The 18,996-nt window shown below is 41.3% G+C and carries 22 protein-coding genes and 1 other annotated feature; of the genes, 20 read left to right on the forward strand and 2 right to left on the reverse strand.

The annotated features are described in order from the left end of the window. The first annotated feature begins 27 nt into the window (after positions 1-27). The 10 genes from spoVE to spoIIGA all read left to right on the forward strand — a co-directional run bounded on the left by spoVE (position 28) and on the right by spoIIGA (position 9,851). Positions 28-1,128, forward strand: coding sequence for a stage V sporulation protein E (gene spoVE / locus EDD69_RS05980; RefSeq protein ID WP_132948050.1), 1,101 nt, complete (start codon positions 28-30; stop codon positions 1,126-1,128). Positions 1,129-1,209: 81 nt separating this feature from the next. Further along, a complete protein-coding gene (gene murG / locus EDD69_RS05985) occupies positions 1,210-2,301 on the forward strand; it encodes an undecaprenyldiphospho-muramoylpentapeptide beta-N-acetylglucosaminyltransferase (protein WP_132948051.1) in 1,092 nt (363 codons plus the stop codon). Between the two features lie 292 nt (positions 2,302-2,593). Continuing rightward, positions 2,594-3,502, forward strand: coding sequence for a UDP-N-acetylmuramate dehydrogenase (murB, locus tag EDD69_RS05990; RefSeq protein ID WP_132948052.1), 909 nt, complete (start codon positions 2,594-2,596; stop codon positions 3,500-3,502). Between the two features lie 152 nt (positions 3,503-3,654). Further along, a complete protein-coding gene (locus EDD69_RS05995) occupies positions 3,655-4,440 on the forward strand; it encodes a cell division protein FtsQ/DivIB (RefSeq protein WP_132948053.1) in 786 nt (261 codons plus the stop codon). Further along, complete coding sequence (locus EDD69_RS06000; RefSeq protein WP_132948054.1) at positions 4,424-5,122, forward strand: DUF881 domain-containing protein; 699 nt, start codon at positions 4,424-4,426, stop codon at positions 5,120-5,122. The genes EDD69_RS05995 and EDD69_RS06000 overlap by 17 nt, the downstream gene beginning before the upstream one ends. 65 nt (positions 5,123-5,187) lie before the next feature. Beyond that, positions 5,188-5,862, forward strand: a complete 675-nt coding sequence (locus EDD69_RS06005) for a DUF881 domain-containing protein (protein ID WP_424565339.1) — start codon at positions 5,188-5,190, stop codon at positions 5,860-5,862. Positions 5,863-5,866: 4 nt separating this feature from the next. Beyond that, positions 5,867-6,235 carry a small basic family protein gene (locus EDD69_RS06010; RefSeq protein WP_132948056.1) on the forward strand — a complete coding sequence of 123 codons (369 nt, stop codon included), beginning with the start codon at positions 5,867-5,869 and terminating at the stop codon, positions 6,233-6,235. A gap of 93 nt (positions 6,236-6,328) precedes the next feature. Then, entirely contained in the window at positions 6,329-7,621 is a 1,293-nt protein-coding gene (gene ftsA / locus EDD69_RS06015) for a cell division protein FtsA (RefSeq protein ID WP_132948057.1), read from the forward strand. A 37-nt stretch (positions 7,622-7,658) separates the two neighbouring features. Then, positions 7,659-8,786 (forward strand): cell division protein FtsZ, encoded by a 1,128-nt coding sequence (gene ftsZ, locus EDD69_RS06020; RefSeq protein ID WP_132948058.1) that lies wholly within the window; start codon positions 7,659-7,661, stop codon positions 8,784-8,786. A 159-nt stretch (positions 8,787-8,945) separates the two neighbouring features. After that, positions 8,946-9,851 carry a sigma-E processing peptidase SpoIIGA gene (gene spoIIGA / locus EDD69_RS06025; protein WP_132948059.1) on the forward strand — a complete coding sequence of 302 codons (906 nt, stop codon included), beginning with the start codon at positions 8,946-8,948 and terminating at the stop codon, positions 9,849-9,851. Here the strand turns inward: spoIIGA and EDD69_RS15280 are convergent. After that, positions 9,832-9,984, reverse strand: a complete 153-nt coding sequence (locus tag EDD69_RS15280; RefSeq protein ID WP_165871736.1) for a hypothetical protein — start codon at positions 9,982-9,984, stop codon at positions 9,832-9,834. The genes spoIIGA and EDD69_RS15280 overlap by 20 nt on opposite strands. Before the next feature lie 121 nt (positions 9,985-10,105). Between EDD69_RS15280 and sigE the strand changes: the two genes are divergently transcribed. The 8 genes from sigE to EDD69_RS06065 all read left to right on the forward strand — a co-directional run bounded on the left by sigE (position 10,106) and on the right by EDD69_RS06065 (position 15,098). Further along, positions 10,106-10,825, forward strand: coding sequence for an RNA polymerase sporulation sigma factor SigE (gene sigE / locus EDD69_RS06030; RefSeq protein ID WP_132948060.1), 720 nt, complete (start codon positions 10,106-10,108; stop codon positions 10,823-10,825). A 74-nt stretch (positions 10,826-10,899) separates the two neighbouring features. Beyond that, positions 10,900-11,679, forward strand: a complete 780-nt coding sequence (gene sigG / locus EDD69_RS06035; RefSeq protein ID WP_132948061.1) for an RNA polymerase sporulation sigma factor SigG — start codon at positions 10,900-10,902, stop codon at positions 11,677-11,679. 90 nt (positions 11,680-11,769) lie between these two features. Further along, positions 11,770-12,015 carry a YlmC/YmxH family sporulation protein gene (locus EDD69_RS06040; RefSeq protein WP_132948062.1) on the forward strand — a complete coding sequence of 82 codons (246 nt, stop codon included), beginning with the start codon at positions 11,770-11,772 and terminating at the stop codon, positions 12,013-12,015. 74 nt (positions 12,016-12,089) lie between these two features. Further along, positions 12,090-12,923, forward strand: coding sequence for a peptidoglycan editing factor PgeF (gene pgeF / locus EDD69_RS06045; RefSeq protein WP_132948063.1), 834 nt, complete (start codon positions 12,090-12,092; stop codon positions 12,921-12,923). Next, positions 12,914-13,591, forward strand: a complete 678-nt coding sequence (locus EDD69_RS06050; protein ID WP_132948064.1) for a YggS family pyridoxal phosphate-dependent enzyme — start codon at positions 12,914-12,916, stop codon at positions 13,589-13,591. The genes pgeF and EDD69_RS06050 overlap by 10 nt, the downstream gene beginning before the upstream one ends. A 12-nt stretch (positions 13,592-13,603) precedes the next feature. Next, positions 13,604-14,032 carry a cell division protein SepF gene (locus tag EDD69_RS06055; protein WP_132948065.1) on the forward strand — a complete coding sequence of 143 codons (429 nt, stop codon included), beginning with the start codon at positions 13,604-13,606 and terminating at the stop codon, positions 14,030-14,032. A 5-nt stretch (positions 14,033-14,037) separates the two neighbouring features. Beyond that, positions 14,038-14,307, forward strand: a complete 270-nt coding sequence (locus EDD69_RS06060; protein WP_132948066.1) for a YggT family protein — start codon at positions 14,038-14,040, stop codon at positions 14,305-14,307. 17 nt (positions 14,308-14,324) lie between these two features. Next, positions 14,325-15,098 carry a YlmH family RNA-binding protein gene (locus tag EDD69_RS06065; protein WP_132948067.1) on the forward strand — a complete coding sequence of 258 codons (774 nt, stop codon included), beginning with the start codon at positions 14,325-14,327 and terminating at the stop codon, positions 15,096-15,098. On the opposite strand, the gene EDD69_RS06070 is transcribed toward EDD69_RS06065, so the two are convergent. Next, positions 15,076-15,285: a hypothetical protein gene (locus EDD69_RS06070; protein ID WP_132948068.1), complete on the reverse strand. Its 210-nt coding sequence runs from the start codon at positions 15,283-15,285 to the stop codon at positions 15,076-15,078. The genes EDD69_RS06065 and EDD69_RS06070 overlap by 23 nt on opposite strands. 99 nt (positions 15,286-15,384) lie before the next feature. Between EDD69_RS06070 and EDD69_RS06075 the strand changes: the two genes are divergently transcribed. Beyond that, on the forward strand, positions 15,385-15,906 hold the full coding sequence (locus EDD69_RS06075; protein WP_132948069.1) for a DivIVA domain-containing protein: 522 nt from the start codon (positions 15,385-15,387) through the stop codon (positions 15,904-15,906). 46 nt (positions 15,907-15,952) lie between these two features. Continuing rightward, positions 15,953-16,169 (forward strand) — a binding site (T-box leader). A 45-nt stretch (positions 16,170-16,214) separates the two neighbouring features. Beyond that, entirely contained in the window at positions 16,215-18,983 is a 2,769-nt protein-coding gene (gene ileS / locus EDD69_RS06080) for an isoleucine--tRNA ligase (RefSeq protein WP_132948070.1), read from the forward strand. The last annotated feature ends 13 nt before the right edge of the window (positions 18,984-18,996 follow it).

The raw sequence follows: 18,996 nt of genomic DNA on the forward strand, positions 1-18,996 counted from the left end.
TTTTAAAAGAGATCGAGGTGTTCCGCATTGCATGGAAAAAGGTCTGCACCTGATTTTTTGTTGATCATTATTACTTTTTCACTTTTGGCGATTGGGCTTGTCATGGTGTATAGCGCTAGCGCTGTTTGGGCGGACTATAAGTTTCACGATTCATTTTTCTTCGCTAAACGGCAATTGTTGTTTGCTGCCGTTGGCATTATTGCGATGTTTTTTTTCATGAATATCGATTATTGGACGTGGAGAACGTGGGCAAAAGTTCTTTTAATCATCTGTTTCATATTGCTTGTCCTTGTGTTAATTCCGGGCGTTGGCGTTGTACGCAACGGTTCGCGAAGCTGGATTGGCATCGGAGCGTTCTCCATTCAGCCTTCGGAATTTATGAAAATGGCAATGATTTCTTTTTTGGCTAAATTTTTATCGGAAAATCAAAAAAAAATCCCATCGTTTAAGAAAGGGCTTCTTCCGTCATTAACGCTCGTTTTCGTTGCCTTTGCGATGATTATGTTACAGCCCGATCTAGGAACAGGGACAGTGATGGTTGGAACGTGTATCGTTATGATTTTTGTAGCGGGAGCGCGCATCAGCCATTTTGTTGGGCTTGCTTTTGTTGGCATTGCTGGATTTGTCGGACTTGTTCTTTCGGCTCCTTATCGCATAAAGCGGATTACGTCATTTTTAAACCCTTGGGAAGATCCGCTAGGAAGCGGGTTTCAAATGATCCAATCGCTTTATGCCATCGGTCCAGGGGGATTGTTTGGACTCGGTTTAGGGCAAAGCCGTCAAAAGTTTTTTTACTTACCTGAGCCGCAAACCGATTTTATTTTTGCTATTTTAGCTGAGGAGCTTGGTTTTATCGGCGGTTCGCTCGTTTTGCTCTTATTTAGCCTTCTCCTTTGGCGAGGTGTTCGCATCGCCTTGGGGGCACCAGACTTATATGGAAGTTTTTTAGCCGTTGGCATCATTGCCATGATTGCGATTCAAGTCATGATTAATATAGGGGTTGTGACAGGATTAATGCCTGTGACGGGGATTACTCTTCCGTTTTTAAGTTATGGCGGTTCCTCACTTACGCTGATGTTAATGGCGATCGGCGTCTTGTTGAATATTAGTCGCTATGCACGATATTAAAAGAGGCTGACTTAAAATAGTCGTTCGATCACGACTTTTTAAGTCAGCTTCTTATGTTACTTTTTCATAGGGGGGAATGTGATGAAGATCGTTGTGAGCGGCGGGGGCACAGGTGGGCATATTTATCCAGCTCTCGCTTTTATAAACGAAGTAAAAAAGCGACAAAACGACGTTGACTTTTTATATATCGGCACAGAAAGAGGACTAGAGAGCAACATTGTTCGTCAAGCAGGAATCCCATTTCGAGCGATTGAAATTAGCGGCTTTAAACGGAAAATTTCGTTTGAAAATGTAAAAACGATCATCCGTTTCTTAAAAGGTGTACAGGAATGTAAACAAATTTTAAAAGCGTATCAACCAGATATTGTGCTTGGCACAGGCGGGTATGTATGTGGTCCTGTTGTATTTGCAGCTTCGCAATTAGGAATTCCAACCGTCATTCATGAACAAAACAGCATCCCTGGCTTAACGAATAAATTTTTAAGCCGTTATGTGCAAAAAATAGCCGTTTGTTTTGAAGAAGCAAAGGCATATTTCCCAGCTGAAAAAGTTGTTTTGACTGGGAATCCGCGCGCATCCGAAGTGATTGGGAAAGATGGAACGAAAGCGAAAAAAGAGCTTGGCTTAAACGAACAGAAAAAAACAGTCTTAATTGTCGGAGGGAGCCGTGGGGCTCGTCCGATCAATGATGCATTTTTAGAGGTGTTAAAAGAAGCAGGAACAAAGCCGTATCAATTTTTATACGTTACAGGTGAAGTTCATTATGATAAAGTAATAAGGGCGGTCAACGATGTAGGCAATCCATCGAATGTTGTGATTAAGCCATTTATTCACAACATGCCGGAAGTGCTTGCCGGAATCGATTTAATCGTCGCTCGAGCGGGGGCAACGACATTAGCGGAAATTACAGCGCTTGGCATCCCAAGTATTTTAATCCCAAGTCCTTATGTCACAAATAATCATCAGGAAAAAAATGCTCGTGCTTTAAGCGCGAAAGGGGCGGCGATCGTTCGGTTGGAAAGCGAGCTGAGCGGCAAACGATTGCTTTATGATATTGATGAGATTTTGTTAAATGAGCAAACGTTAACGAAGATGAAAGAAGCGTCATTAAAACTAGGAATCCCAGATGCAGCAGAACGGTTGTACCATGTTATGATGGGACTTATTTCGTAGATTTGTAGGCGTTGCATGCATACGATATGATGAACATCTTAATTTTCCGACATGAACAAGCTTTTCTGTCACTTCCCCGAACGAAAACGCCATCAGACAAATAAATTTGTCTGCCATGCGTTTTACGTTCGGGATCGGCATGCTAGAAGCATGCCGGGCAGCACGAAAAATCTTGCCGCCTATGGCATATATACAATGAGTAAAAATCTTGATACCTAATATACGATCAGAGATATCGGAAAGGAAAACTTAACGATCATTGATTTAATCGAACAGAATGAGGAGGTATTTCATGAAAGCGTTGCGTGATGAATTGTTGCTTGCTGATGTTGGAAAAGTGAAAGAAAATGAACCGTTAGCACATCATACAACGATTAAAATTGGCGGTCCTGCTGATTTGTTCGTCGAACCGAAAGATGTTGCAAGTTTAAAAAAGACGATGGAAATTGTAAAGAAACATGGTGCTCCATGGCGCGTCATCGGACGCGGTTCAAACTTGCTTGTTTCTGATCGCGGGATCGAGGGGGTTGTCATTAAGCTCGGAGAAGGATTAGCGGATTTAGTTGTCAATGGAACAGAAGTGACAGTTGGAGGAGGATATTCTTTAATTAAACTGGCAACAGTGATTAGTAAACAAGGACTGTCTGGGCTTGAATTTGCCGGAGGGATTCCGGGCACGGTCGGCGGTGCTGTTTATATGAACGCAGGGGCTCATGGCTCTGATATGTCTCGCATTGTAAAAAAAGCACAAATTTTATTCGAAGACGGAACGATCGAATGGTTGACCAATGAGCAGATGGAATTTTCGTACCGTACGTCCGTATTGCAAAAAAAGCGAAAAGGAATTTGTATTGCCGCTGTGTTGCATTTAAAACAAGGAGATCGGGAAGCAATCGTCGCTGCTATGCAAAAAAATAAAGATTATCGCCGCGAAACACAGCCTTGGAATTATCCGTGTGCGGGGAGCATTTTCCGTAATCCTTTACCTCATTACGCTGGAAAGTTGATTGAAACAGCAGGATTAAAAGGATATACCATCGGAGGAGCAAAAATCTCAGAGCAACACGCCAATTTTATTGTCAATGCAGGAGGCGCTACTGCACAAGATGTTTTAGATTTGATTGATCACGTCAAAAAAACCATTTACGATTTATATGGAATTGAAATGGAAACAGAAGTAGAAATCGTCGGTCGAAAGTAATTCATTTGCCCCATCCTATTTTTTTCTATTTCGTGCTATAATGCTATATAGGGATGCTTTTATGTAGCGTCCGTGTTTTTGACTAACGGCCTGTTTATGTGCCGTTAGTTTTATTGTTATTTTGATTGTTCCCTCGACTGGGGTGAGAATACATGAAAAAAGGAAAAGTCGTTGTTCTTGAGGAGCGAGTGCCAAAATTAAAAGAGCAGCGAAGACAAAGGGCCAATCGTCTTCTCATCGGTTACATAGCCCTGTTTTTTATGCTTATTTTATGTATCATTTATTTTCAATCGCCATTAAGCAACGTTTCTAAAATCGAAGTGCGTGGAAATAAACATCTTACGGATCAACAAATCGTTCAGCTAAGCGGATTGACGAAAGAGACAAGCTTGTGGAAAGTGAAAAATGAGGACATTGAAAAAAAAATTAGCAAACATCCAGAAATAAAAGAAGTTCGTGTTCAAAAGAGATTTCCAAACAAAATGGTGATCACGGTAGCAGAGAGAAAACGAATTGCTTACGTTTTGGATAAGCAAAAATTTTTGCCGATTTTAGAAAACGGACAAGTATTAACCGCAACGAAAGAACCAATCATTCCAAGCGATGCTCCTATTTTAATAGGGTGGAAAAAAGGAGAAGAAATTCAAGAAATGGCTGCACAGCTTGCCAAATTGCCAGATAGCATCCTAAACCTCATATCCGAAATTCATCATACGCCACGTTCCTCTGACCGTTTTCACATTACTGTCTATATGAATGACGGGTTAGAAGTGAGCGCGACTGTGCGAAACTTTGCCGAAAAGATCGCATTATATCCTTCGATTGTCAGTCACTTAGATCCAAATCGTAAAGGGGTACTTCATTTAGAGATGAGCACTTATTTTGAGCCGTATGAATCGTCTGAACAAGGGGATGACAGCGATGAAAGTAAGAGGTAGGCATGTCATTCTCTCTTTTGTTTGTTTAATACTTGGTTTTATGATTTCGTTTTCCTATCAATTTACAAAAAAAGAAACATCCGAACGGAAATGGACCGATAGGCAATGGCAAAAAGAATACGAATACCGTAAACTATTGATTGAGCAGCAAAAAGAAAATCGGAAACTTCAGCAACAGCTGTTTGCCAAACAACAAAAAGTGCGCGAAATTGAAAAAGAATTAGCTGATGAACGACGAATCTATTTTAATCTTGTTGAAGACGCGGAAAAATTGCGCATGTATCTTGGAAAGGTGAGCGTAAAAGGAAAAGGAGTGGAAGTCACGCTTTCTGATGCTTCTTATATCCCGTCTGAAGCGAATGCAACAAACTATATCGTTCATGAACAACATGTTTTTAAAGTTATTAATGAATTGCTCATTGCTGGCGCTTCAGCGATTGCGGTAAATGGGCAAAGGCTTTCCCATCGTTCTTATATTGTTTGCAACGGACCCGTCATTGAAATTGACGGTACCCAGCATCCCGCTCCTTTTGTGATTAGTGCAATTGGGGATCCGAATATACTTATTCCTGCTTTGACGATAGCGGGTGGCGTCAAAGATCAATTGGTGAACGATCATATTGTTGTCAAAATTACAGAGAAGCCAGAACTTATATTAGATCCTCTTCTTGGCAAAAATTAAAGGCCTTGAAAGTTTGGTGATTTCGGTTGTTTAATCAAAAAAAATTACATTTTACGCTTGTTGCGATGATCATCGGATTTATGCTTGCTATTCAGTTTCGGACGACCCAGCAACCTGTCGTTCGCGATACGCGCGATATGTGGGAGTTGCGCGAAGATTTAAAAAAGGAGCAAGAACTTCATGCTCAACTGTTAAATGAAATTCGTAAATATGAAGACGCGCTTGAAAGCTACGAACAAAAACGGTCGGATAGCAAGGGGGCTGTTCTCCGGCGAACATTAGATGAATTAAAAAAAGAAGCCGGTTTGACGGAAGTCGTTGGTTCAGGGATTGTGTTGAACGTTCAACCGCTTTATGATGAAACATATGTTGGACCGATTGTTGAAACGGTGTCCCCTGAATTGTTAAAGCGTTTAGTGAACGAATTGAACATGTATGGCGCTGAAGAAATTTCGATTGCGAATCAGCGGATCGTTAACACAACGGTGATTCGCGATATTAATGGAGTTACAAAAATAGATGGTTATCCAATTAACTCGTTTCCATTTGAAATTAAAGTGATCGCGAAAGATGATGAGAAGTTGTATAACCGTTTAAAGGCATCGACGCTTATGGAAGACTTTGTTGCTGAAAATTTGCAACTGATCGTTTCTGAACCGCTGCATAGAGTAGTGATTCCTCCTTATGACGGTTCGTTACGAATTGAACATATGGAAGCGGTTCAGGAAAAAGGAGGATAAAAAGATGTGGCTTCCATTACTTGGCTTGCTCATCGGTATTATTTTAGGATTGCTTACCGATTGGCGCGTTCCTGATGAATATTCGAACTACTTATCAATTGCCGTTTTAGCGGCATTTGATACGCTGATCGGGGGCATTCGTGCTCATTTGCAAAATATTTATGATGAGCAAGTATTTGTGTCCGGATTTTTTTTCAATATTATTTTAGCTGCAAGTTTAGCTTTTCTCGGTGTCCATCTTGGTGTAGACTTGTATTTAGCAGCTGTGTTTGCTTTTGGGGTGCGGCTATTTCAAAATATTGCTGTGATTCGCCGAATTTTGTTAACAAAGTGGATGGAAAGACGCCAAAAAATGCAAAAAAATCGTTTTTAAAAAAGGGAATGCTGTTCAAATGTGGAATATAGTCTAAAACGCATTTGCGAATGTACATAGCATCGTTCATTTGGGAAAAGGAGGTGCCAGAGAGTGAACAGCAATGAATTTTTTGTAAGTCTTGACATCGGTACATCCAGTGTTAAGGTCATTATTGGAGAAATGATGAATGAGACTTTAAATATCATTGGTGTTGGAAATGTCAAATCACAAGGATTGAAAAAAGGTTCGATTGTTGATATAGATGAAACGGTTCACTCAATTAAAAAGGCGGTTGAACAAGCGGAGCGAATGGTCGGGATCAAGATCAATCGCGTTATTGTCGGAGTGAACGGAAATCACATTCAGTTACAGGACTGCCATGGGATTGTCGCCGTGTCAAGCGAAAATCGGGAAATTAGCAATGATGATGTTGCTCGCGTCATTGAAGCCGCACAAGTTGTTTCCATTCCACCTGAACGCGAAATCATCGATGTCATTCCAAAGCAATTTATTGTCGATGGATTGGATGGAATCAATGATCCACGAGGAATGCTTGGTGTGCGTTTAGAAATGGAAGGGACGATGATTACTGCTTCAAAAACGGTTTTACATAACGTTCTTCGCTGCGTGGAACGCGCAGGATTGGAGATTGCTGATATTTGTTTACAACCGCTTGCAGCGGCTTCCATCGCTTTATCAAAAGATGAAAAAAATTTAGGGGTGGCCCTTATTGATATCGGCGGTGGATCAACGACGATTGCTGTTTTTGAACAAGGATTTTTACAGACAACCGCAGTATTGCCTGTTGGCGGTGAGCATATTACAAAAGATTTATCAATCGGGTTGCGCACCTCAACGGAAGATGCCGAAAAAATTAAAGTGAAACACGGACATGCCTTTTATGATCTTGCTTCAGAAGAGGAAGTGTTCAGCGTTCCGGTCATCGGAACAGATCAACATCAACAATTTAGTCAATTAGAAATTGCCGACATTATCGAAGCAAGAATGGAAGAAATTTTGCAAATGGCTCAATATGAAATACGAAAACGGGGTTTTCGTGACCTGCCCGGAGGATATGTTCTCACTGGGGGAGTAACCAACATGCCAGGCGTTTTAGAATTGGCGCAAACGGTTCTTGAAAATACTGTTCGCGTCGCTATGCCTGATTATATTGGTGTTCGCGACCCGCAGTACACAACAGGTGTAGGCTTAATTCAATTTGCCTATAAAAACGCAAAATTACAAGGAAGGAATATTCCAACTTTCGCTTCTATAAACGATTTTACACATGAGAGAAAAGTGCAAAAAGCAGCACAAAAACAAAAGGTAAAGCAGCCAAAAGCAAAAACGGAAGAAAATTTCGGATACAAAGTAAAAAAATTCTTTGGTTATTTTTTTGAATAGTATGACGTACAATTTGAATTGCTAGGAGGATTATGTCATGTTGGAGTTTGACACTACTGTTGATCAGTTAGCCACAATTAAGGTAATAGGTGTCGGCGGCGGCGGAAACAATGCCGTAAACCGCATGATTGAGCACGGCGTCCAAGGGGTAGAGTTTATCGCTGTTAACACGGACGCTCAAGCGTTAAACTTATCAAAAGCACCAATTAAGTTACAAATTGGCGCTAAATTGACGCGAGGCTTAGGAGCGGGAGCAAATCCTGAAGTTGGAAAAAAAGCGGCAGAAGAAAGCAAAGAACAAATTGAAGAAGCATTAAAAGGAGCAGATATGGTTTTCGTCACTGCTGGTATGGGTGGCGGAACAGGGACAGGAGCCGCTCCTGTTATTGCACAAATTGCGCGTGATTTAGGAGCGCTCACAGTCGGAGTCGTCACTCGTCCGTTCACATTTGAAGGACGAAAACGTGCAACACAAGCTGCAAGCGGAATTGCAGCGATGAAAGAAGCAGTGGATACGTTAATCGTCATTCCGAACGATCGCTTGTTGGAGATTGTTGACAAAAATACGCCAATGCTTGAGGCGTTCCGTGAAGCCGACAACGTGCTTCGACAAGGGGTGCAAGGAATTTCGGATTTAATTGCTGTCCCTGGTTTAATTAACTTAGACTTTGCCGATGTAAAAACGATTATGTCCAATAAAGGTTCCGCTTTAATGGGAATCGGGATTGCGACAGGAGAAAATCGTGCGGCAGAAGCTGCGAAAAAAGCGATTTCCAGCCCTCTTCTCGAAACTTCGATCGATGGGGCACAAGGTGTGTTGATGAACATTACAGGCGGTACGAACTTGAGCTTATACGAAGTGCAAGAAGCAGCCGATATTGTAGCTTCGGCAGCAGACCAAGACGTCAATATGATTTTTGGTTCGGTCATTAATGAAAATTTAAAAGATGAAATTGTTGTCACTGTCATTGCGACAGGATTTAACGAAGAACTAAATCAAGCGAAATCGATTCGCAGCGGTTTGAGCACTGCATCAAAACCAACCGTAGGAGTAAAACGCGAAAAAAGAGATGAGATCATCGATTATCCGCCAATTCGCGGTCAACAAACGGAAGATCCGCTCGACATCCCAGCGTTTTTACGCAATCGTAATCGTCGACGTTAATAAAAAAGGCTCAAGAGGCTCTATCCTCTTGAGCCTTTTTTATTTTTTGACAAAATCTCTTAAAAAATGACGCCATCATTTGACAGACTTTCCATCGGGATGTACTATATACTAATTTCAGAAAATGGATACATGCTGTTTGTGATAAAGGGGGAATTATTGCTGATTTATGCCGATGTCGTTTGGTTATTGAATGTCTGTTTTGATGTGTTGCTATTATGGTTGACGGCGTTAATGCTTAAACGAAAAATCGTTGTTTGGAGAATGCTGATGGCTTCCTTATTCGGTTCATTGCTTGTTTTATTGCTTCTTTCCCCATTTTCATTTTATGCTTCTCATCCGATTGTAAAACTATTTGTTTCATTTTTTATGGTGGTGATCGCTTTTGGATTTCATCGATTTCGTTTCTTTTTTGAGAACTTGTTAGCTTTTTATTTTTCGACTTTTGTGATGGGTGGCGGGATGTTGGCTTTTCATTATTTTTTTCAACGCGAAATCACGATCAATCATTCGGTTTTTGCTACATATTCCACAGGTTTCGGCCATCCGATTAGCTGGCTTTTTGTTCTTATTTCTTTTCCTATTTTATGGATGCTATCCCGTGCACAAATGGCAGCCATTCGCGAAAAAAAGCTTCGCTTTGAACAGATCATCGATGTAACGGTAACGTTTTTTGAAGAAACGATTCATTTAAAAGGGTTGATTGATAGCGGGAATCAATTATTGGATCCGCTTACGAAAACCCCTGTCATGATTGTTGAGTTAAACGCAGTTAAACATATTCTGCCACAATCGATCATTCAAATGATGATCCGCCGCAATGATTTTTTATCTCAACATGATGATTTATGGCTTCCTCGCATTCGATTGATTCCGTATCGTGCGATTGGAAAAGAGCAACAATTTTTAGTCGCTGTTAAACCGGATCTTGTTCAGCTTTTTTATGAAAATGAATGGATCAAAGTAAAAAAAGTTCTGGTTGGTTTAAATACGATGTCGTTATCAACAGATGGTGAGTACAACTGTATTGTCCATCCGCATTTAATCATGACAAAAGCTTCATAGTTACTATATGTAATAAACCTAATTTTCCGACATGAACAAGCTTTTCTGCCACTTCCCCGAACGAAAACGCCATCAGAAATGCCATGCGTTTTACGTTCGGGATCGGCATGCTAGAAGCATGCCGGGGCGGCAAGAAAAATCTTGCCGCCTATGGCAGAAAAGCGGTCTTCTATTCATGATGAGATATGTCGGAAACTCAACTTGAATCTATATATATCATACGGCCACTTTTTCAAAAATAGAAGGAGGTTTCTATGAAAACGTTAAAATTGCGACTTATTTACATGTGGTACAAATTATTAGCCAAGCTAGGCATTAAGGCGGATGAAATTTATTATATCGGAGGAAGCGAAGCGCTTCCGCCACCGTTGACAAAAGAAGAGGAAGAATTATTGCTGCAAAAGCTTCCAAAGGGAGATGAAACGGCGCGTTCGCTGCTTATTGAACGAAATCTTCGCCTTGTTGTTTACATTGCCCGTAAATTTGAAAATACAGGAATTAACATTGAAGATTTAATTAGCATCGGGACGATCGGTCTAATTAAAGCAGTCAATACGTTTAACCCTGAAAAGAAAATCAAGTTGGCTACGTATGCTTCGCGATGTATCGAAAACGAAATTTTAATGTATTTGCGGCGAAATAATAAAGTGCGTTCAGAAGTGTCATTTGATGAGCCGTTGAACATTGACTGGGATGGAAATGAGCTGCTGTTATCGGACGTATTAGGAACGGAGGATGACATTATTACAAAAGATCTTGAGGCGAACATCGATCGCAAGCTTTTATTCAATGCTCTTCATCAACTGAACGAGCGCGAAAAACAAATAATGGAGTTGCGTTTTGGATTGACGGGAGGCGAGGAGAAAACACAAAAGGACGTTGCTGATTTGTTAGGCATTTCTCAATCGTATATTTCCCGCTTAGAAAAGCGAATTATTAAACGATTGCGAAAGGAGTTTAATAAAATGATGTAGCAGTGAATGTGCATATTTTTCCCACCTAAGGAGATACTGAAATTTGACAGCATCTCCTGTTAGGAGGGAAAGACGTGACAAGAAATAAAGTTGAAATTTGCGGCGTTGATACATCTAAACTTCCGGTACTAAAAAACGAAGAAATGAGAGAACTTTTTAAACAAATGCAAGCAGGGGATTTATCCGCTCGCGAAAAGTTAGTGAACGGTAATTTACGCCTTGTGTTAAGCGTGATTCAACGCTTCAACAATCGAGGTGAGTATGTAGACGATTTATTTCAAGTAGGATGCATCGGTTTGATGAAGTCCATTGACAATTTTGATTTGGGTCAAAATGTAAAATTTTCTACGTATGCTGTACCGATGATTATTGGTGAAATTCGTCGGTATTTACGTGATAATAATCCGATTCGTGTGTCGCGTTCTTTGCGTGATATTGCTTATAAGGCGTTACAAGTTCGCGAAAAATTGATGAGCGAAACTGCAAAAGAACCGACTGCTGAAGAAATTGCTCAAATTCTTGGCGTTTCCCACGAAGAAATTGTTTTTGCTTTAGATGCGATTCAAGATCCTGTTTCTTTATTTGAACCAATTTACAATGATGGCGGCGATCCGATTTATGTGATGGATCAGTTGAGCGATGAACGAAACCGAGACAATCAGTGGATTGAGGAAATTGCTTTAAAAGAAGGACTGCGTCGCTTAAATGAGCGAGAAAAAATGATCATTCGGAAACGATTTTTTCAAGGTAAAACACAAATGGAAGTCGCTGAAGAAATCGGCATTTCTCAAGCACAAGTTTCTCGTTTAGAAAAAGCAGCAATTAAACAGATGAATAAAAATATTCAATTTTAATAAGCAATTTTAATAAGCTGTTCATCATGAACAGCTTATTTTATTTTTACCAAACATATAGTAGAAATAAAAAGGAAAAGAGGGGTTAACATGGTGAAAATTTCTGATTTTCAAACAAAAGATGTTGTGAACGTGGCGAATGGCAAAAAATTAGGGAATATTGGGGATATCGATATTAACTTAGCAACGGGACAAATTGAGTCGATCATTATTTTGGGAACTGGAAAAGTATTTGGATTGTTCGGTCGAGCAGATGAGACGATCATTCCGTGGAATCATATTGTGAAAGTGGGGACAGATGTCATTCTTGTCCGTCTTCATGAAGATGAACAATAATTTCGTATCACGTCATCATGAAACTGTGATAAAATAGGAAAAAAAGTGATAAAATTCTACAAAGGATGTCGATCATGAGTGATATTTTTCGACTGAAGCAAGATGAATTTTTTGTTTTAAACGATTGGAATCAATTATCATCTGAGCTGATTGTCGGGTTTACGACGAAAAACGGGGGCTTCAGCGATGGTCCTTTTGCATCATTAAATCTTGGCTTGCATGTAAAAGACGATCCTCACCGTGTTTATTTAAATAGAAAAAAGGTAGCAGAGCAATTGGCGATTCCTCTTGAGCGGTGGGTTTGTGCCGATCAAGTGCATGGAAAACGAATTGAGAAAGTCACAACACTTGATGGTGGGAAAGGTGTTTTTTCATATGAGACAGCTGTGGCGCAAGCGGATGGATTGTATACAAGCGAAGAAAATCTTTTATTAGCGCTTTGTTTCGCTGACTGTGTTCCCCTTTACTTTTTTGCTCCTAAACAAAATTTGATTGGCGTTGCCCATGCGGGATGGAAAGGGACAGTTCAAAACATTGCGGGGGAAATGATTCGACTATGGACGGATCAAGAAGGAGTTCATCCTTCTGATATTTATGTTGCCATCGGTCCTTCCATCGGTTCTTGTTGTTATATTGTTGATGATCGCGTCATTGAATTCGTACAAAAGGCGCTAGAAAATCCAACTGTTTCTCTTTATAATGAAACGAGTGAAGGGCAATATGCACTAAATTTAAAGGCATTGAATAAGCAACTTCTGCAGCAGGCGGGAGTGCCTGAGCAGAATATCCTCGTTTCTGATTACTGTACAAGTTGTGAACAGCGCTTGTTTTTCTCGCACCGTCGCGATCGTGGGAAAACGGGACGAATGATGGCATTCATCGGCAGGAGGGTGAAAACATGTCGGTAAAAGAAAATTTGGCAATGATTCAAGAAAATATTGAAAACACGTGTGCGCGCATTGGTCGAAATCCTGCTGAAGTGCAAATCATTGCCGTTACGAAATATGTCAGCATTGAGCGCGCGAAAGAAGCGCTTCAAGCGGGCATTACCCATCTCGGTGAAAATCGGGATGACGGATTTTTACGAAAATATGAAGCGATTGGAAACGAGGCGACATGGCATTTTATCGGAACATTACAATCAAGAAAAGTGAAAAACATTATTCATCATGTTGATTATATTCATTCACTTGATCGTCTTTCGCTCGCAAAAGAAATTGAAAAGCGAGCTAATAAAGTTGTTAAATGTTTTGTTCAAGTGAATGTTTCTGGCGAGCAATCGAAGCATGGAATTGCTCCAGAAGACGTATTGCCATTTATCGAGCAATTGGCGCAGTTTTCCCGTATTCAAATCATCGGCTTGATGACAATGGCTCCCTATACGGATGATGAAGCAACCATTCGCCGTTGTTTTCGAACGTTGCGTGAACTGAAGGAAAAAGTGCAGTCGTTACATATGGCGCATGCCCCTTGCCGAGAACTGTCAATGGGGATGTCGAACGATTATGTGATCGCGATTGAAGAAGGAGCAACCTTCATTCGTTTAGGAACATCGCTTGTCGGTCATGACAATTAGGAGGTGATTAGAATGGGATTTGTTAAAAAATTTCGCAGTTTCTTTCTTGATGAAGAATGGGATGAAATGGAAGAATATGAAGAGGAGCAAGAAGAAGTAACGGAACAAAATCAAAAAAGTCAACAAAAGCAAAATATTGTCAGTTTGCAAAGCGTTCAAAAATCATCGAAGCTCGTTTTATTCGAACCGCGTGCATATGCTGAAGCACAGGAAATTGCCGATCATTTAAAAAATCGTCGTGCGGTCGTCGTTAATTTGCAGCGCATTGAACACGATCAAGCGAAGCGAATCGTCGATTTTCTGAGCGGAACGGTCTATGCGATTGGGGGAGATATTCAACAAGTAGGAACGAAAATTTTTCTATGTACTCCTGACAACGTTGACGTGACGGGGTCGATTTCTAGTGTTTCTGACGAAGAGCCAACATTTAAGAGGTGGTAAGTGACATGTATGGATTATTAAATTTTTTAGCAACGTTAATTGAATTTTACTCGTATGCGATTATTGTTTACATTTTAATGTCGTGGTTTCCGAATGCGCGTGATACAAAAGTTGGGCAGTTTCTCGCCAACATTTGTGAACCGTATTTAGAGCCGTTTCGCCGTTTTATTCCCCCAATCGGCATGATTGATATTTCACCGATTGTTGCTTTGCTTGTATTGCGTTTTGCAACAAACGGTTTATATGCGCTATTTAACATGTTAAATTTAGTGTAGCTGTTCGGGAGTGAGCAATGGACCTTTATCAACATTTCCGCAAAGAAGAACATCGATTTATCGATCAAGTTTTTGAATGGAAAAGATTGGTCGAGACGCAATATTGTCCGAAATTGACCGATTTTCTTGATCCGCGAGAGCAAGAAATTATTCGTTCCATCATTGGTCATCATGATGACGTGCACGTTTCTTTTTTTGGTGGTTCACCGTTTGTCGAACGCAAACGCGCCCTTCTCTATCCGAATTACTTTCAACCAGAACAAGAAGATTTCCGACTAACGTTGTTTTCCGTTCGATATCCAACCAAATTTTTTACGATTGAACATCGGCAAGTGCTTGGCGCGTTGATGGCGCTTGGAGTGAAGCGTGAAAAATTTGGCGATATTCTCATTCAAGATGAAACGGTTCAATTTGTTGTTGCCGAAGAAATTTCTCCTTTTGTGCGCATGCATTTGACGGCAATTGGAAAAGCAACGGTTACGTTGCAAGAAGAACCGTTGTCTAATATTCTTCTCATCGAAGAACAATGGGATGAGGACACGCTAACGGTATCGTCATTGCGGCTTGATGTCATATTAGCTCAATGCTTTCGCCTTTCTCGTCAAAGCGTTCAAACGCTCATTGAAAACGGATTAGCAAAAGTGAACTGGAAAATTGTTGAACAAGCTCATTTTGAATGCCGGGAAGGCGATGTGCTTTCATTGCGCGGATATGGTCGTTGCAAACTTCAATCGATCGATGGGAAAACAAAAAAAGAAAAATGGCGAATTACCGTTGGAAAAGCAAAATAAAGGAAGGATTTAGACGAAATATGTCGAATAAATAGTGAGATGATACTATATATGATAAGCTTAATTTTCCGACATGAACAATCTTTTCTGCCACTTCTCCGAACGAAAACGCCATCAGACAAATAAATTTGTCTGTTATGCGTTTTACGTTCGGAATCGGCATGCTTCTAGCATGTCGGGGCGGCAAGAAAAATCTTGCCGCCTATGGCAGAAAAGAGGTCTTCTATCGTGATGAGAAAGATATGTCGGAAACTCAACTTGAATCTATATAGATGGAGGTGCGCACATGCCGTTAACACCGTTAGATATCCATAATAAAGAATTTAGCAGGGGGTTTCGCGGATATGATGAGGATGAAGTTAACGAATTTTTGGATCAAGTCATTAAAGACTATGAAATGGTCATTCGCGAGAAAAAGCAGCTAGAAGAAAAAGTGAAGGAGTTAACTGAAAAGCTAAACTATTTTACGAATATTGAAGAAACGTTAAATAAATCGATTTTAATTGCGCAAGAAACAGCGGAAGAAGTAAAGCGAAATGCGCAAAAAGAAGCGAAATTAATCATTAAAGAAGCGGAAAAAAACGCGGATCGCATCATTAGCGAAGCGTTGGCGAAAACGCGAAAAATCGCAATGGAAGTTGAAGAATTGAAACGGCAAGCAAAAGTGTTCCGCAATCGCTTCAAAATGTTAATCGAAGCGCAACTTGATATGCTGAATAACGATGATTGGGATCATTTGCTAGATTATAAACTTGACGATGAAGATAAACTTGACAATGAAGCGGTAAAAGAAATGAGCGAATCTTGACGAAGAGCGTTTTCATCACATATAATAACGAGTACAGTTAAACATGGAAAAGACGATGAAGGGGACAGTAGTTCTTTCATCAGCTTATTTTAGCGAGTCGAGGATGGTGGGAGCTCGGCATAAGCGAAAGAACGAAGATCACCCCGGAGTTCCATGCTGAAATAACAGTAGGCATTGGCGCGTCATTCCCGTTACGAATGCAGAGTGGACTATGGGATACATAGTCAATAAGGGTGGTACCGCGAGGCCTTCTCGTCCCTTTTGGGAATGAGGGGGTTTTTTATTTTATATATGTTGGAGGGATGAGAGTGGATTATAAAGACACGTTACTGATGCCAAAAACCGACTTTCCGATGCGCGGCAATCTTCCGCAACGAGAGCCGCAAATCCAAGCAAAATGGGAAGAAATGAACATCTACAAAAAAGTACAAGAGCGGACAAAAGATCGACCTTTATTTGTATTGCATGATGGTCCTCCGTATGCCAACGGAGACATTCATATGGGACATGCCTTAAACAAAATTTTAAAAGATTTTATCGTTCGCTACAAATCGATGAGCGGCTATTGCGCTCCGTATGTGCCGGGATGGGATACGCACGGCTTGCCAATTGAAACGGCGCTCACGAAAAATAAAGGTGTCAATCGTAAAGAAATGAGCGTCGCTGAGTTTCGTAAATTATGTGAGCAATATGCATATGAACAAATTGATAGACAACGCGAACAATTTAAGCGCCTAGGCGTGCGCGGAGATTGGGAAAACCCTTATATTACATTAAAGCCTGAATATGAAGCGCAACAAGTTAAAGTATTTGGCGAAATGGCGAAAAAAGGGCTCATCTATAAGGGGTTAAAACCTGTATATTGGTCTCCATCAAGCGAATCAGCGCTCGCTGAAGCAGAAATTGAATATAAAGATAAACGCTCTCCGTCTATTTATGTGGCATTCCCGATTAAAGACGGAAAAGGGGTGCTTGACGGAGACGAAAAAATTGTGATTTGGACGACAACTCCTTGGACGATTCCTGCGAACTTGGGAATTGCTGTTCATCCGGATCTTGAGTATAGCGTCGTTCAAGTGCAAGATGAAAAATATGTCGTTGCTTCTGAATTATTAGAATCCGTGCAAAAAGAAATTGGCTGGGAAGAAGTAACGGTATTAAAGACGCTTAAAGGAAGCGAACTTGAGTATGTGGTTGCAAAGCATCCGTTTTACGATCGTGATTCGCTCGTCGTTTGCGGAGAGCATGTCACAACGGATGCGGGTACCGGTTGCGTTCATACAGCGCCAGGACACGGGGAAGATGACTTCATTGTCGGGCAAAAATACAACTTAGGCGTGCTTTGTCCAGTGGACGAGCGCGGGTATATGACCGAAGAAGCGCCTGGGTTTGAAGGCATGTTTTATGACGATGCGAACAAAGCGATCACAGAAAAGCTAAAAGAAGTCGGTGCGCTATTAAAATTAAGCTTTATTACGCACTCGTATCCGCATGACTGGCGGACGAAACAACCAACCATTTTCCGTGCGACAGCGCAATGGTTCGCATCCATTGATAAAATTCGCGAGGAGTTGCTAAAAGCGGTCGAAGAAACAAAATGGGTGCCTGCTTGGGGAGAAACGCGCATCCATAATATGATTCGCGATCGCGGTGACTGGTGTATTTCACGACAACGCGCGTGGGGTGTACCGATCCCTGTGTTCTATGCCGAAAACGGTGAGCCGATTATTACGGATGAAACGATTGAACATGTTTCGAACTTGTTCCGTCAATACGGATCAAACGTTTGGTTTGAGCGCGAAGCGAAAGATTTGTTGCCGGAAGGATTTACGCATCCAGGAAGTCCAAATGGGCATTTCACAAAAGAAACGGACATTATGGACGTATGGTTTGATTCCGGCTCTTCTCACCAAGCGGTTCTTGAAGAGCGCGATGACTTGCAGCGTCCAGCGGACCTTTATCTCGAAGGTTCTGACCAATATCGCGGTTGGTTTAACTCTTCATTAACGACAGCAGTTGCGGTAACAGGAAAAGCGCCGTATAAAGGTGTGTTAAGCCACGGCTTTGTCTTGGATGGCGAAGGACGCAAAATGAGCAAGTCGCTCGGCAACGTTGTCGTTCCAGCGAAAGTCATGGAGCAGTTAGGAGCGGACATTTTACGTTTATGGGTTGCATCCGTTGACTATCAAGCGGATGTGCGCATTTCGGACAACATTTTGAAACAAGTTGCGGAAGTATACCGCAAAATTCGCAATACGTTCCGCTTTATGCTCGGAAACTTGTTTGATTTCAATCCAGAAACAGACGCTGTTCCTTTTGAAAAACTTCGTGAAGTCGACCGTTACATGTTAGTCAAATTGTATCGCTTGATTGATAAAGTGAAACAGGCGTATGAAACATATGAGTTTGCGGCGATTTATCACGATATTAACAACTTCTGCACCGTTGATTTAAGCGCGTTTTACTTTGATTTCTCAAAAGACGTTCTTTATGTTGAGGCACCAAACAATCAAGAGCGCCGTTCCATTCAAACGGTTCTTTATGAAACGCTGCTTGCTTTAACGAAGCTTGTTGCTCCAATTTTACCGCATACGGCGGAAGAAGTATGGTCGCATATTCCGCATGTAAAAGAAGAGAGCGTTCAGCTAGTCGATATGCCAGAAGCAAAAGAGGTCGAAGACGCTGATCGCATCGTCGCGAAATGGGATGCATTTATGGAGTTGCGCGACGAGGTGTTAAAGGCGCTTGAAGTGGCTCGAAATGAAAAGTTGATCGGAAAATCGCTAACGGCTCACGTCGTTTTATATCCGACTGCCGAGGCGAAAGCGTTGCTTGATTCCATTGCCGAAGATATGAAGCAATTGCTGATCGTTTCAGCATTTTCAATTGGCGGAACGTTCGATGAAGCGCCGGAAGAGGCACAAAAATTCACGAAAACCGCCATTGTCGTGAAACAAGCAGAAGGCGAAACGTGCGCTCGCTGCTGGGTGGTTACACCAACGGTCGGTCAAGATGCCGATCATCCGACGCTATGCCCTCGCTGCGCACAAATTGTAAAAGAACATTATACAGCATAAAGCTTCCATCCCC

It is taken from the genome of Thermolongibacillus altinsuensis, assembly GCF_004341205.1.
GTDB lineage: Bacteria > Bacillota > Bacilli > Bacillales > Anoxybacillaceae > Thermolongibacillus > Thermolongibacillus altinsuensis.

Coding starts and splice junctions, on each gene's coding strand:
- murG (WP_132948051.1), top strand. CDS start 1,210: ATGAAGATCGTTGTGAGCGGCGGGGGCACAGGTGGGCATATTTATCCA.
- murB (WP_132948052.1), top strand. CDS start 2,594: ATGAAAGCGTTGCGTGATGAATTGTTGCTTGCTGATGTTGGAAAAGTG.
- EDD69_RS05995 (WP_132948053.1), top strand. CDS start 3,655: ATGAAAAAAGGAAAAGTCGTTGTTCTTGAGGAGCGAGTGCCAAAATTA.
- EDD69_RS06000 (WP_132948054.1), top strand. CDS start 4,424: ATGAAAGTAAGAGGTAGGCATGTCATTCTCTCTTTTGTTTGTTTAATA.
- EDD69_RS06005 (WP_424565339.1), top strand. CDS start 5,188: ATGATCATCGGATTTATGCTTGCTATTCAGTTTCGGACGACCCAGCAA.
- EDD69_RS06010 (WP_132948056.1), top strand. CDS start 5,867: ATGTGGCTTCCATTACTTGGCTTGCTCATCGGTATTATTTTAGGATTG.
- ftsZ (WP_132948058.1), top strand. CDS start 7,659: ATGTTGGAGTTTGACACTACTGTTGATCAGTTAGCCACAATTAAGGTA.
- sigE (WP_132948060.1), top strand. CDS start 10,106: ATGAAAACGTTAAAATTGCGACTTATTTACATGTGGTACAAATTATTA.
- EDD69_RS06040 (WP_132948062.1), top strand. CDS start 11,770: ATGGTGAAAATTTCTGATTTTCAAACAAAAGATGTTGTGAACGTGGCG.
- pgeF (WP_132948063.1), top strand. CDS start 12,090: ATGAGTGATATTTTTCGACTGAAGCAAGATGAATTTTTTGTTTTAAAC.
- EDD69_RS06050 (WP_132948064.1), top strand. CDS start 12,914: ATGTCGGTAAAAGAAAATTTGGCAATGATTCAAGAAAATATTGAAAAC.
- EDD69_RS06055 (WP_132948065.1), top strand. CDS start 13,604: ATGGGATTTGTTAAAAAATTTCGCAGTTTCTTTCTTGATGAAGAATGG.
- EDD69_RS06060 (WP_132948066.1), top strand. CDS start 14,038: ATGTATGGATTATTAAATTTTTTAGCAACGTTAATTGAATTTTACTCG.
- EDD69_RS06065 (WP_132948067.1), top strand. CDS start 14,325: ATGGACCTTTATCAACATTTCCGCAAAGAAGAACATCGATTTATCGAT.
- EDD69_RS06075 (WP_132948069.1), top strand. CDS start 15,385: ATGCCGTTAACACCGTTAGATATCCATAATAAAGAATTTAGCAGGGGG.